Origin of the sequence: Mycobacterium sp. (genome assembly GCF_035623875.1) — a bacterium.
GTDB lineage: Bacteria > Actinomycetota > Actinomycetes > Mycobacteriales > Mycobacteriaceae > Mycobacterium.
On record NZ_DASPSP010000171.1, the window covers coordinates 1 to 12,177 of the forward strand.

Here is a 12,177-nt window from a genome sequence, read left to right on the forward strand (position 1 = left end):
CGCCGCGCGGAGGTTTCGATCGATGAGTCGCGGCGGCAGCCCCCCGCCGCTCGCCATGCGGAGTCCCCGGTTCCTGTGGTCGATGACGGTGTGACCGCGCACCAGCCCGCACCGCCGGTCGAGTCTGAGTCGGAGCGCGAACGGCTGGAACGGCTGCTCAAGTTCGTGGCTCGTCAGGAACCCGGATTACGCTGGGCCGTCGGCAACCGTGCGGACGGGACCACGTTGTTGGTGACGGACCTCGCGCACGGCTGGATACCGCCGGGAATTACGCTGCCGGCCGACGTCCGGCTGCTGGAGCCGGATCGGCGCGTGGGCGACGCGGCGGCGTTGCTCGGACAGACAGCGGTGCTGGCGGCCTACGCCCCTGGCGATCCGTTGGGTTGGGCAACCGACTATGACGTCACCGACACCTCGTCGCAACCGCGTGAGTTACCGGCCGTCGACGACTTGGGCTGGCTGCTGGGTGAGGCCACACATTGGCGTGACGGTCTGCCGCGGATGGTTCACACGTTGGCCAAGGCGGGTGCCGCGGGGACGGGCGTCATCGACGCCGAAATCGACATCTTGCGGGTATACCTCGATACTTCGCGCTACCAGCTTTTCGCGCAGTACCCGGACATCGACGCCGGGTTGCTGCTCAATTGTCTGCTGCTAGCCGCCACCGAGGATATTGCCACCGGGAACTTGATGGACGCGAATTATCACTTCGCGTGGTTCCAGACGCTCAGTGCGCCACCGGCCAGCGGATGGAAAGCCGGCGCGTGACGGGCCGCCAAAGCAACCACTACGACCACGCGCGCCACAGCCGCCAACGACTTCACCCAACATGCCAGCGTCATAGAACCGCCTGGAAAGCCACGCACAAGGTCTCATTGTGCTCAGCCCGTAGTTGCTCCCAGCACTGGTCGGGCTTTCAGCTCGACCGCCTGCGCAGCGTCGCCGCTGCCTAACGGTCAACCCACCCGACCGGGTGTGCGGCTCACCATCGAGAACCACCACCGCCACGAAGTGCGGCCCGCCGCCAATCAGCGCCACCAATCCCCGCTCCGGCACCGCCGGTGACATCGAGGTGGTTAGCGCACCCGTGCTGCCGCTCGATCGCTACCCGGCCAACGCTCCCGCTGTCGGGAATCCGCCGGCAAGTTCAGCGGCCAGGTCGATTAGCGCCAACTGAGTGCGGCGATGCAGCGCTGGGAAATCCAATGTGACCGCATCCCGCAGGTGGGCATCCCATGGGATTGTCTTCACCGAATGCACTCGCTTTCGCAGCGCCTCAGTGACATCAGTGATGAAATTCTTGCTCGTCGACCGGTAGGAGTTGTTGAGCACCACCACCGAACGCTTCAGCAGCTCGTGCCCGTTACGGGCCGCGAGCCAATCGATCGTTGTCTCGACCGCCAGCCAGCCTTCGCCGTTGCACGATCCAACTATCATCAAAGCGTCACAGGCCGACAGCACTGCAGGAATCACCGGGTGTTCGAGGTCTTCGCCGCAGTCGATCAACGCAAGCTGATAAAACCGCCGCGTTCGGCTCACGGTATCGGTGAAGGTCCGTGCTTCCAGCGCCATCGGGTTGGCCACATTCTGGTTCCCAGCCAACACCTCAAGGCCCTGCTTATTCTGGCCGGTGTAGAAGCGCGCCCTGGGGTAGTCGACCAGATCGTCGGCGGCCAAGAAATCGCGCACTGAAGTCTGGATTGTAGGATCGATTAGCCGACCCAGCCCACCGTAGGTTGGGTTGGCGTCGATAGCGATCACGGGCTGCTTGCGTATCTCGGCGAACACCGACCCCACCCCGGCGGTCACACGCGTCTTTCCGACGCCGCCTTTTACCGACACGGCAGCGATCTGATAGTTCCCCGGAATATTGGCCGAGATACGCGTCTTCCACTCATGCAGACGGCGCTCGGCCGGTCCCGCCCCGAGGTTGACCAGGTGCCCCGTGGATGCGTATACAACTTTGCGCCAACCCATCTCGGGGGGTTCGCGGCGCTGCTTAACCACGCCGCCGACCTGAATGTGCCGGCCAGTCTCCGAAACGGCCGTATCCGCCCGAGGTGCCCATCGTTCTGCCGGATCCATCCGAGGTGCCCAGTCGTCGGGCAATGGCGGCGGGATGCCCTGATCGAAACGCGGTGTGAACGGTATGGGCGGCGGCTGCTGCAACGCCGGGGCGCTTGGGCGCCCGGGCGGCGTTGACCGCTGCCCGGTTGCGGGCCCGCCCCCGATCCGCCGCTCGGGACCGGTGTCGGGCGCAGACGGCGACCGCCCCGTCCTGGCGTGGGCACCCTCACCCCCACCCACCTGCCCCGTGTTTTTCACGCCAGACTCATAACCGCCAGCCGGGGCTGGCATTCGCGGCGGCTGCGGCGCCGCGGGCTGGGACATTTCGGGCTCAACGACCGTCACCCCTTCGTCATCGACCGGCGGCGGGGCCGGGCGCTCCGGGCGGTCGTCGTCATCCGGCCGCAGGTAACGCGTCATGAAATCTGGGTTGTCTGTCATTTCTGTCCCTATTGAATGGGCCTGCTTCGGCCTTACAGTGTGATCCAAGAACCCGAATTCTCGCTATGCCATGGTCGTACAATAATTCTCGCGAACGGCATTTGCTTGCCGGAACAGGCTTGGGTTGACGGCTTTCACCACCGCGGCATTTATGACGGCATTCGTTCATGGGCATCCCAGGATCTGGCCGCCACGCTGCCAAACCGCGTGAGCCATCTCGACGGCGTCGCCGGGGTGATCGCCATCCACTCTTGCAGGCTGCCATGCGGCTGATTTAGCCGATACAGCGCCACCCGCCTCGCACAGGTTGAGCACCGATGCGGCCAAGATGGTTTCGGCATCCACAGGCACGCGCATATGTCGCCGCCTCGGCTCCTGGCTGATCCAGCGCCGCCTCCAGTTCGGCGACCGCCGCACCCCGACGCTCCGCGGCGTGCGGAGCGGCCTGCTTGGCCGCCACGCCGCCGACCCTGACCGCCGCCTGCAGGAAATGAGGCAAGCCCACAAGTCAGCAGCCGATCCGCACTGGCACAAACTAACCAACACTCACACGCCAAAATTAAACCGCCCGTGCACAACCGAGCACTAGAAAATACGGCCAGCACCAGCCCATTCAGCTCTGGAGACGGCGTCACTCACTGCCTAGCCGCGATCAGTCCTCTGCTGGCTCCGGTACGAGTTCTTGGACGTGGGGATCAGCCAACATAGTCGTCACCGTGGCGATAACCTCGGCGTCCGGGCTGGCGTCACGGGGACGTAACTGCTGGGCCGCCGAGCCGATCCGGCGAAGAAGCGCCTGGCACGCTTCTGCGGCCGCCGCGACGTAGCTTGTGCTGGCCGCAACCTGCGAATCTACGCTGAACCGGGCGGGTAGCTCGACGAATTCCTGCTTTAAATCCTTGGCTTGCTTTCGCACTGCCCGCGCCAGGGTAGCCACAAGCTCGACATCCAATGGGATTTGGGCCTCGACTTCCTCAGTCATCCCCACCTCAAGGATGTAGTTGATCTGATGCAGTGCAGTCAGCGCGTTCTCGATAAGCCTCGTCGCTGGGCGCACTTCCGAGCCGGGGATGGGAATGGCCAACCCTTGAGCGGCCAGCGCCTGTGCGATCTGGGCCTGAGCGCGGATCCTGTCAGCGTCGGCCTCGGCACGCGCACGTGCCTGCACGGCCTCATCGACCTGCTGCTGAGTTTCAGCGCGCACCCGCGCGATGACCTCATCCATCCCCTCCTGCGCCGTCGCGATCGCAAGCGCGGCCTGTTCACGCGCGGTGTCGACCTGGGCGGCGGCGTTGGTGCGGGCCCGATCGAGGTGGGTCTGCAACTGTTCGAGCGTTTCTCGGGCGGACACCCGGTCGGCCGCGCGCTCAGCCATTCGCTGGTTGGCGCGATCCTCGGCGGCCCTCACCTGCTCGTGCGCTGCGGCGACCTCAGCCTCAGCGTCAGCGCGGACCTTCTCGTTTTCACTTCGCAACCTCTCCAGCTCCGCTCGCGCCTCGCTCCGATCGGCGGCACGCTCGGCCATCCGCTGCCTTGCTCGCTGCTGCGCGGCGCTCGCCTGCTCGACAGCGGCCGCGATCTTGGCGGCGGCGTCGGTTCGGACCTCTTCGAGCTCACCGCGCAGCTTTTCCACTGCCGCTTGGGATTCTTCCAAGGCCGCCTTGGCTTTACGCAGCTCAGTCGTATGCTGAACACCTTTACGCGCTATTTCATTGAGTGCGGCGCCCTCTCGCTCACGCGCTGCCTCGGCCACCGCCGCCGCCGCCTGAGCTTCTACACGCGCGGCCGCGGCGTCGGCGAGCGCATCATCTTTGTCCTGTTCTGCCTCGTTTGCCCGCCGCTGAGCCAGCGCGCGCTGGTGCTCTGCCTCAATGACCTTCATCCGCCCCGTGAGCCGTCTACGTTCGGCTTTCCAAGTGCTCTTCTGACGGTGTTCGACCAGCTGAGCCTCGCTCATGGCGGCCACTGCCGTTAACTCTGCGGGAGGCTCCCTGCCGAGCTGCTGTGCCGCAGCGACCGCCCGCTCGGCCGCGCGCTTAGTCAAGGCCGCCCAGGTTTGTGTGTCCAGGCCGTCGATGTGATCCCGCAGGGTGGTCACTTCGAAAGCCCTTTGCCCGGGGGCGTCTCGGCAGTGGCGGGTGCACGTTCACCGGTTTTGACCAACGGTGGTGCACTCGGCTTTTTGTCTGGTGACTGCTCCGGACGGCCGTTGGATTCGGGAAGACTTTCCGGTAAAGGCCCGCCCTGCTGACCCAGCACCAACCCGTACTGGGCGAGATAAACCGCCACGGCCCGGGCCAGCGTGTCATCGCCCAGCTCTCTGGCGTCGCGATGCAACCCTTCGAGAAGCTCTAGCGCCAACTCGGGTCCAAGCCCAAGACTGGCGTTCTCTGGGTCTAGTGCCGCATATTCGGCCTCTGCGGTCGTGACCAGCCACACCAACCTTTTCCAGCAGCGGTCGACCGCTTGGCGGCGCTGCCGATCGGTACGGACTTGCTGGTAGTGGAGATCTTGCTGCTCAAGCTGTTTGTTGAGGCGAAGACTGGCACGACGGGATGCGTAGAGCACCGCGACGAACACAATGATGGCCGCCAGAAAGACCAGCGCGCCACTAAAGCCTGAAGACACCACGAAGTCGCGCAAGGGAGGCAGCTGGGGAGACCCGGCTTCAGGAAGGGGCATCGTGTCCTCCTTTAATAGCCTTGGCGGATACCGGCATTTGCCTGCGCAACCATAGCCCGCTGATTGTGCTCTTTATGCGCCACACCATAACGGGATATTCGGTAATTCGTCGACGCAGTGATATTTGGCAAACGTGCCCACACCGCCCGCGCACCCAGCGCCGGTCGTCAAGCTACACAGACCGGCTAGGGTCTCCGGCACCGAGCCACCAACCTCGTGACCAGCCGAAAATGGCTCCCTACGATTACCGCTGCCGACGGGAAATAACCCGTGCGCACGAGTCAGCAGGCGATCCGCACCGTCCACATGCGCCGGAAAGCTCACCCATCAAATTAACCTGACTAACGCCAGCCCGGCCACCACCAGCCCCAATAAAGCCGCCACCACCGGCAGGAACGGCAGGAGCATCCCAACCCGCACCAAGACACTGCGCGCCTACCTGGCGCCGGACGGCAGCCACGGGATCGACGTAATGCAAAACGGCGTTTCGCCCGCACGTCGTCGAGCGTGCCGAGCGGCTACGCGATTCCCGGGTGGCCGCCCAGCACCGCACCGACAAAGGCTCGGTGACGGTCGAAGATCTGGAGACACTGCGCACCCAGGACATCGTCGCTGCCGTGGCAGACGCGTGCGCGGAAAAGCATGTTCCGATTCAGCTTTGATCATTACAACGTGACCGGGTCGAACCGGAAGACCGCGATGTGGCCCGCCAGCGCCTCGAATTCGTCGGAGGTGCCGTCGACGACCATTCCGGAACGCTTGGCGAACGCTACCCCGACCGGGACCTCCGTCGGGAAAGCCCGAAGTATCGGGCGTGCTTGCTCGGTGGTCAGTTCGACGATCTTGACCGGCCGGGAGCGGCGGCCCCGGCTGAGCACGCCGGTGCCCGTGGCCCGGGCGTTAGCGGCCCAGTCCGCGCCGGGATAACCGGCGACCACATAAAGGCCGCCGTCGAATTCGAACGGTGTCATCGGAGTGCTGCGCGGTTGACCCGACTTGCGTCCGGGCACCGTCAACACCATGGCGGGCCCGGTCGGTATGCCGAGCTTCTGCACGGCCATCATCACCTTGTTCATCGGCTTGAGGTAACGCGGGGGCCGCGGATTAGACATGTCTTGTCTCCTTTGCTATTTCGTGAACAGATAGCGGTGGTCAGAAACCCATTGGGCGAAGGTGGTCGCCGGATGACCGGTGATCTTCTCCACTTCGCGGGTAACAAGGGCCGGTTTGTCGACCGTCTCGGCGAGCATTGCCGCATAGGCGTCGGCGAATTCGGCGCCCAGACCCAAACCGATGAAGCGTTGCCGCACGAAATCTGCGGGCACCTCCAGGTAGCGCAGTGGGCGACCCAGGACAGTGCCGATGATCTCCACCAGCTCGGAATTGGTGAACGCTTGCGGCCCGGTCAACGGGATCTGTTGTCCGATAAGCTCATCGGTCAGCAATGCCTGCGCGGCCACCGCCGCGATGTCGGTTTCGACGATCGGCGCGGCCGACGCCGCAGCGTAAGGGCCACCGACGACGTCGCCGGCAAGAATCTGCGCTGACCACATGCCGACGAAGTTCGACGCGAACACCGCTGGTCGCAAACTCACCCAGGCCAGGCCGGAGTCGACGGCGAGCTGTTCGACCTCCTTGTTGCGGTCACCGCGAAACCGCGACGGTTGCCGCGAGAAGTCGTCGTCGGCGTTGATGGCCGACAGCGCAACGAGCTTCCTGACCCCGCTGCGCCGCGCCAGCGCCACGACGTCGGCAAGGTCATCACCCAACGCGCGGGAATTGAGGAACACCGCCGACGCCCCGGCCAGTGCGTCCACCGGCGAGCTCATCGCCTCGACGGCGTCGGGAAATCCGGCGGTCTCCGGTGTGCGGGTGACCGCCCGCACCCGTGCACCCGCGGCGGTAAGTTCCGAAACGAGCGGCCGTCCGACATTGCCGGTAGCTCCGGTCACGACGATCGTCATGGTGGTCTCCTTTGTATGCGTGCTTTTCATCTACGACGGGCCCGAAGGTGGGAAAGTTACCGGCGGAATGGGTAACTTTTTCACCGACCAGATCGTCGTGAATAAATGAGCCAACCGCAGTCAGCGAAGGACCAGGTCACCGAGGCCTGGCGCCGGCATCGCCCCTACCTGGTCAATCTGGCATACCAGATGCTGGGAGACGTCGGGGATGCCGAAGACGTTGCGCAGGAGGCGTTTCTGCGGCTTTCGCGCGCCGACCTCGATGAGATCGAAGATATCCGCGCCTGGCTAACGGTGGTAGCGGGCCGGCTCTGCCTCGACCAGGTGCGTTCGGCGCGCGCCCGCCACGAGCGGCCCCGCGACATCGGCCCAGAGATGGCCGCTCTCAATCAATCTCGTCGGCTGGACCCGGCTGACCGGGTGACCCTCGACGACGAGGTGCGTACGGCGCTGCTGGAGGTGCTGCGCAGGCTCAGTCCCGGCGAGCGGGTGTCGTTTGTGTTGCATGACGTGTTCGGGGTTCCTTTCGATGCGATCGCCGAGACGGTGGGCCGCCCGGTGGGCACCTGTCGGCAGCTGGCGCGGCGCGCTCGGGCGAAATTCGCCATGGCGCAACCGAAGCCGACCGATGTGCCGGTCGCAGAGCACCAGCTGGTGACCGAGAAATTCATCACCGCCTGCGCGAATGGTGATCTGCAGGCGTTGGCCGCGGTGCTGGATCCGACGGTGTGGGGTGTCGGGACGGTGCTTGCCGATCCCGCCCCGCCACCGCAGATCAACCATGGCCCGCACGATGTCGCCGTCAACCTGCTGCGCTACCTAGGGCCGGGTGTGACCGTGGTCAGCGGTCCCGCCGGTCAGCCGGTGCTGCTGGGCTTCGCCGAGCGACGGCTTTTCGCCGTCATCGTGCTGACCATCCGCGGACACCTGGTCACCAAGATCGAAGCCACCGCAGACCCGTCGGCGCGAATCACCGAGGGCCGGCCTTAGCGGTATTCGCGCGTCTCGTCTGGCCGCGACACGAAGAACCCCGCGACCGCGGCGGCGATCTGCAGGAATTTACGCCGCGTCGTGCGAGCCATCTCGCCCTTCACGTCGATGACGCCGCCGGGCCGCAGGTGGGGGTCGAACGGCACCTCCACCACTGTCTGTCCGCGATCCAGAAACTGATGCGCCAGCACGGAACGAGTGCGCTTGTCGGAATGCCCGTCAGAGTCGTTGAGCACCACCATAGTGCGTTGCAGCAGGCCGGTACGGCCGTGTGCCGCCAACCATTCCATCGTCTGCGCGGCGGCGGAGGCCCCGTCTGCCCACGGTGACGACACCACTACCAACGCGTCCAGGTCGCTCAGCGCCTCCTGGGTGACCGGCGCGTCCAGGGTGGAACCGCAGTCGATGATCGAGATCGTGAAGTGACGGTCGAGCCGCGACGTGGCTTCGCGATAAAGCGCGGGATCGAGCACGCGGCGGGGACCGGCCGTCGGTTCCCCGGCCAACACGTAGAGGCCCGCCGAATTGCTGCCGACGCGCGAGGTCACATCGGCGAACGACTGAAGGTTCCGGTCGGCGGCAAGTTCCCAATACGAGCCGCTGGTCTGCGGGTCGATTCTGCTGCCAAGCCGGCCGAAGGAAGTGTCGGCGTCGACCGCCACCACCCGGTCCTGCCGGCGCAACTCGGCGAATACCGACCCAACGCTCGCGGCGACGGTGGTTTTCCCGACACCTCCTTTGCCGAGGACACCCACCTTGTAGTTACCGTGCAGCGCTGACCCGATGGTGGCCTCATAGTCAGCTTCTTGCTTTTCCGCGGCTGACGGTCGGGGGTTGATCAGGCCGAAAGTGCCCTGGTAAACAACTCGACGCCAGCCGTTTTTGGGGGGGCGCCGCGGTTGGCGCGGTGCCGGCGGCGATACGTCGAGGCCGCCCCATGAGGATCGGTGGGATCCGGCAGCGGGTCGCGGCGGGGCGGGCCGCGGTGGCGGCGCCGATCGAGGACCGTCGGCCTGCGGGTACGGCGGTCGCCCTGTCGGACCGCCGGGCGGCGCGGGACGGAGCCGGTCCCGCAGGAAGTCGTCACGCTCGCTCATGAGCTGGGGCGCTCGGATGCCCAGTACTCCCGCAAGCCGGCGATCCGATCGCCGTCGAGTTCGAGGATGGCGACTTCGCGCATCCGCTTGCGGTGGCCTTTGACGAGGTCGTCGAAGCACGCTTCCCACTCCGCGATCGCAGTAGCGCCGTCGAGGTAGAGGCTGAGCAGCTCGGCCTGGATGTTGGCCTGTTCTTTGCCGACCTTGGTCTGCCAGTAGTCCCGAATGCCGGCGTGGCCGCGGATGGGCTCTTCCAGCACTCGTTCGTGGTAAGTCGCCGACGGGGTGAAGATGGTGAGGATCAGATCGGGGTCCTGCGTGGTCCACGCGCGGATGTAGATATCGATGAGCTTGCGCACGTCGTCTTTGCCCAAGCTCATGGGTTCTCCGTTAACTGCGCGAGCGGAATCGGTCCATCGAAGCGGCTACGCCCGACAATGGCATCGTAGATGCGCCGTGGCTCACCCAAGACCACAGTGTTCACGTCGACACCTGCTGCCGACTGCGGTTCGACTCGGACCCACCGCCACCGTTCGGCGACGACTTGGCTGTCACTGAGGAACCCGGTGTAGTAACCGTCCAGCATCATTTCACCGGGAAGCACCGCGAAGTGCAGCGAACCATAGAAGTAGCTGTCGTTGACATTGCGCCAACGCCCGATCAAATGCCTGCCGAACAACCCCGCCTCGATGTCGTTGCGGAAGCCGGAGGCATGAGCTTCGGCCCGCGGTTCGGGCGGGTAATTCCGTGACTCCACAGCACTATTCGTGACAGTGATGGTTGATAGGTCCACATGGTGTTTCGTGCCGTCGAACACGAAACCAGTGACCCACAGACCCGCCAACTGGGCGGGTTCGACCGCCGGCTCAATCGACGAAAACAAACCGTCTTCCGTGGCCACCCGGGGCTGATGTTCGCTGTGGCCGAACAGTTCTCGCGCCGTCCAGCCCGGGAACATCCGCTCCAACACCATGCAGTGGTAGCCCCGCGGAAGGTTCTGAATGTGGCCACCGACCCAGCGATAATATTGCGCCTTCGTCGGCGCCGACGCGTGCCGAGGCAGGTCCAATTCCTTTGCGCGCCGTTCGTATTCGGCGACGAACTCCGAATACCCGTGCAGATGCCGTTGCTGTAGCAGTGACTTCAGCGCAATGGTCACATACAAAGGCTAAGGCAAAAGGAGACCAAAAGAGACTCGATTAACGCAAAACGATACCGACAGGTGGCTGCGGCGGGGCCTGCGAGATGGCACGCGCCGAGGGGATGTGGGCGGGCGTCGTCATCCCCGAAGCCGGGCGTGCACGCGCTCACGCGCTTCGTCGGCTGCGGGCACTGGCCGAGCGGGGCGGCTTACCGGTCCGCCAACCGGCCCGGCGGTCGTCATGACGACGGCGGGTTAGTAGGCGCTGATCGCGCCAGTGGTCCCGGATCAGACAGAAAAAATTCGGGCAACTTCTTCCACGAAGTTCCCTGCTACCGGCCCGGCCTGGCCGGACGACGTGCGACTGCCAGCCCGAATCCGCCGGAAAAGCCGTCCTGCCACGCCTTATGGTGAGGTGCGTCACCGGGCGTCGGCGACTCCGGGTGAGCCAGCCGGTGATTTGCGCGCCATTTGACTGCGATCACAGCAAATATCCGCCGCGAATCCGGCCATTATCGGGCTGCGCCTGCATGCCTCGCAAACACCTTCCGGCGGGCGCAAATACCCAGCGGCACAGGCTGACCCGGCAAAGCGGCCTAGCGGTGCCGCCGCAACAACGCAGCATCCCCCACCGACGGGTTAGTATTGACCAAGTTGGCATGTCAGGCGGGTTTTGTCATATCGTTTTACGACTTGTCGAAACCGGGTACAGGGCCACCGTTCAGCGTTGCACGGATACATCCCCGAACCGGATCACCACCACCAGGCGAACAGCATATCGACAAGACCGATGGGGCCTAGCCCGCAAGCCTCCCGGCGTGGCGCCAACGGATGAGATTCATGGATTGGGCGGCAAGAAAGTTCTGGTGAAGGGTCAGGTGGGAATGGCGCCCAACCGCGTCGGGCTCTACAACCCCGCATTCGAGCACGACTCATGCGGGGTGGCCATGGTCGTCGACATGCACGGCCGCCGCAGCCGCGACATCGTGGACAAGGCGATCACCGCCTTGCTCAACCTCGAGCACCGCGGCGCACAAGGCGCCGAGCCGCATAGTGGTGACGGCGCCGGCATCCTGATCCAGGTTCCCGATCACTTCTTGCGTTCGGTTGTCGACTTCGAGCTGCCCGAAGCCGGCAGCTACGCCACCGGCATCGCGTTCCTGCCGCAATCATCGAAAGAGGCGGCGGCCGCGTGTGCTGCGGTGGAGAAGATCGTCGAAGCCGAAGGCCTGCAGGTGCTCGGCTGGCGCGACGTGCCGACCGACGAGTCGTCGCTGGGCGCGCTGTCGCGCGACGCGATGCCCACCTTCCGCCAGCTGTTCATCGCCGGCGCCGGCGGCATGGAATTGGAGCGGCGCGCCTACGTCATCCGCAAGCGCGCCGAGCACGAACTCGGCAACAAAGGTCCAGGACAGGACGGCCCGGGCCGCGAAACCGTCTATTTTCCAAGCCTTTCCGGACAGACTCTGGTCTATAAGGGCATGCTGACCACTCCACAGCTGAAGGCGTTCTACCTCGATCTGCAAGACCAGCGGCTGACGAGCGCGCTGGGTATCGTGCATTCCCGCTTCTCCACCAACACCTTCCCGTCGTGGCCGCTGGCCCACCCGTTCCGCCGCATCGCCCACAACGGTGAGATCAACACCGTCACCGGTAACGAGAACTGGATGCGGGCCCGGGAGGCGTTGATGAGGACCGATGTCTTCGGCTCTTACGACGACGTCGACAAGCTTTTCCCGATCTGCACCCCTGGTGCCTCAGACACCGCACGCTTCGATGAGGCGCTCGAACTGCT

The 12,177-nt window shown here is 64.9% G+C and carries 12 protein-coding genes and 2 pseudogenes; 5 read left to right on the forward strand and 9 right to left on the reverse strand.

Annotation, left to right across the window (positions count from 1 at the left end; genetic code table 11):
* Positions 1-768 (forward strand): DUF5631 domain-containing protein (locus VEI45_RS14235; protein ID WP_324854231.1); only part of this gene is annotated, 768 nt, incomplete at its 5' end.
* Positions 769-1,104: 336 nt separating this feature from the next.
* On the opposite strand, the gene VEI45_RS14240 is transcribed toward VEI45_RS14235, so the two are convergent.
* From VEI45_RS14240 to VEI45_RS14255, 4 genes are all read right to left on the reverse strand, one after another.
* Positions 1,105-2,508 carry a hypothetical protein gene (locus tag VEI45_RS14240; RefSeq protein ID WP_324854234.1) on the reverse strand — a complete coding sequence of 468 codons (1,404 nt, stop codon included), beginning with the start codon at positions 2,506-2,508 and terminating at the stop codon, positions 1,105-1,107.
* Between the two features lie 165 nt (positions 2,509-2,673).
* Positions 2,674-2,865, reverse strand: a complete 192-nt coding sequence (locus VEI45_RS14245) for a hypothetical protein (RefSeq protein WP_324854235.1) — start codon at positions 2,863-2,865, stop codon at positions 2,674-2,676.
* Positions 2,866-3,160: 295 nt separating this feature from the next.
* Positions 3,161-4,606, reverse strand: a complete 1,446-nt coding sequence (locus VEI45_RS14250) for a hypothetical protein (RefSeq protein ID WP_324854237.1) — start codon at positions 4,604-4,606, stop codon at positions 3,161-3,163.
* On the reverse strand, positions 4,603-5,190 hold the full coding sequence (locus tag VEI45_RS14255; protein ID WP_324854239.1) for a hypothetical protein: 588 nt from the start codon (positions 5,188-5,190) through the stop codon (positions 4,603-4,605). The genes VEI45_RS14250 and VEI45_RS14255 overlap by 4 nt, the downstream gene beginning before the upstream one ends.
* A gap of 533 nt (positions 5,191-5,723) precedes the next feature.
* Here VEI45_RS14255 and VEI45_RS14260 point away from each other — a divergent pair.
* Entirely contained in the window at positions 5,724-5,852 is a 129-nt protein-coding gene (locus VEI45_RS14260; protein ID WP_324854241.1) for a hypothetical protein, read from the forward strand.
* 3 nt (positions 5,853-5,855) lie between these two features.
* On the opposite strand, the gene VEI45_RS14265 is transcribed toward VEI45_RS14260, so the two are convergent.
* Positions 5,856-6,302 carry a nitroreductase family deazaflavin-dependent oxidoreductase gene (locus VEI45_RS14265; protein WP_324854243.1) on the reverse strand — a complete coding sequence of 149 codons (447 nt, stop codon included), beginning with the start codon at positions 6,300-6,302 and terminating at the stop codon, positions 5,856-5,858.
* A 15-nt stretch (positions 6,303-6,317) separates the two neighbouring features.
* Positions 6,318-7,154 carry an NAD(P)H-binding protein gene (locus tag VEI45_RS14270; RefSeq protein ID WP_324854245.1) on the reverse strand — a complete coding sequence of 279 codons (837 nt, stop codon included), beginning with the start codon at positions 7,152-7,154 and terminating at the stop codon, positions 6,318-6,320.
* Between the two features lie 105 nt (positions 7,155-7,259).
* Here VEI45_RS14270 and sigI point away from each other — a divergent pair, with 105 nt between their 5' ends.
* Positions 7,260-8,144 (forward strand): RNA polymerase sigma factor SigI, encoded by an 885-nt coding sequence (gene sigI / locus VEI45_RS14275; protein ID WP_324854247.1) that lies wholly within the window; start codon positions 7,260-7,262, stop codon positions 8,142-8,144.
* Here the strand turns inward: sigI and VEI45_RS14280 are convergent.
* The 3 genes from VEI45_RS14280 to VEI45_RS14290 are packed head-to-tail and all read right to left on the reverse strand — an operon-like array spanning position 8,141 to position 10,400.
* On the reverse strand, positions 8,141-9,241 hold the full coding sequence (locus VEI45_RS14280) for a MinD/ParA family protein (protein WP_324854249.1): 1,101 nt from the start codon (positions 9,239-9,241) through the stop codon (positions 8,141-8,143). The genes sigI and VEI45_RS14280 overlap by 4 nt on opposite strands.
* Complete coding sequence (locus tag VEI45_RS14285) at positions 9,238-9,621, reverse strand: nuclear transport factor 2 family protein (protein WP_324854251.1); 384 nt, start codon at positions 9,619-9,621, stop codon at positions 9,238-9,240. Before VEI45_RS14285 ends, VEI45_RS14280 begins: the two co-directional genes overlap by 4 nt.
* Entirely contained in the window at positions 9,618-10,400 is a 783-nt protein-coding gene (locus VEI45_RS14290) for a hypothetical protein (RefSeq protein ID WP_324854253.1), read from the reverse strand. Before VEI45_RS14290 ends, VEI45_RS14285 begins: the two co-directional genes overlap by 4 nt.
* Positions 10,401-10,477: 77 nt before the next feature.
* Here VEI45_RS14290 and VEI45_RS14295 point away from each other — a divergent pair.
* Positions 10,478-10,627 (forward strand): annotated as a pseudogene (locus VEI45_RS14295) (transcription factor WhiB); the annotation flags it as partial.
* 639 nt (positions 10,628-11,266) lie between these two features.
* A pseudogene (locus VEI45_RS14300) lies at positions 11,267-12,177 on the forward strand (glutamate synthase subunit alpha); the annotation flags it as partial.

Bases quoted from the DNA above. Each gene is read 5' to 3' on its own strand.
- VEI45_RS14240 (WP_324854234.1), bottom strand. From the start codon at position 2,508: ATGACAGACAACCCAGATTTCATGACGCGTTACCTGCGGCCGGATGAC.
- VEI45_RS14245 (WP_324854235.1), bottom strand. From the start codon at position 2,865: ATGCGCGTGCCTGTGGATGCCGAAACCATCTTGGCCGCATCGGTGCTC.
- VEI45_RS14255 (WP_324854239.1), bottom strand. From the start codon at position 5,190: ATGCCCCTTCCTGAAGCCGGGTCTCCCCAGCTGCCTCCCTTGCGCGAC.
- VEI45_RS14265 (WP_324854243.1), bottom strand. From the start codon at position 6,302: ATGTCTAATCCGCGGCCCCCGCGTTACCTCAAGCCGATGAACAAGGTG.
- VEI45_RS14270 (WP_324854245.1), bottom strand. From the start codon at position 7,154: ATGACGATCGTCGTGACCGGAGCTACCGGCAATGTCGGACGGCCGCTC.
- sigI (WP_324854247.1), top strand. From the start codon at position 7,260: ATGAGCCAACCGCAGTCAGCGAAGGACCAGGTCACCGAGGCCTGGCGC.
- VEI45_RS14280 (WP_324854249.1), bottom strand. From the start codon at position 9,241: ATGAGCGAGCGTGACGACTTCCTGCGGGACCGGCTCCGTCCCGCGCCG.
- VEI45_RS14285 (WP_324854251.1), bottom strand. From the start codon at position 9,621: ATGAGCTTGGGCAAAGACGACGTGCGCAAGCTCATCGATATCTACATC.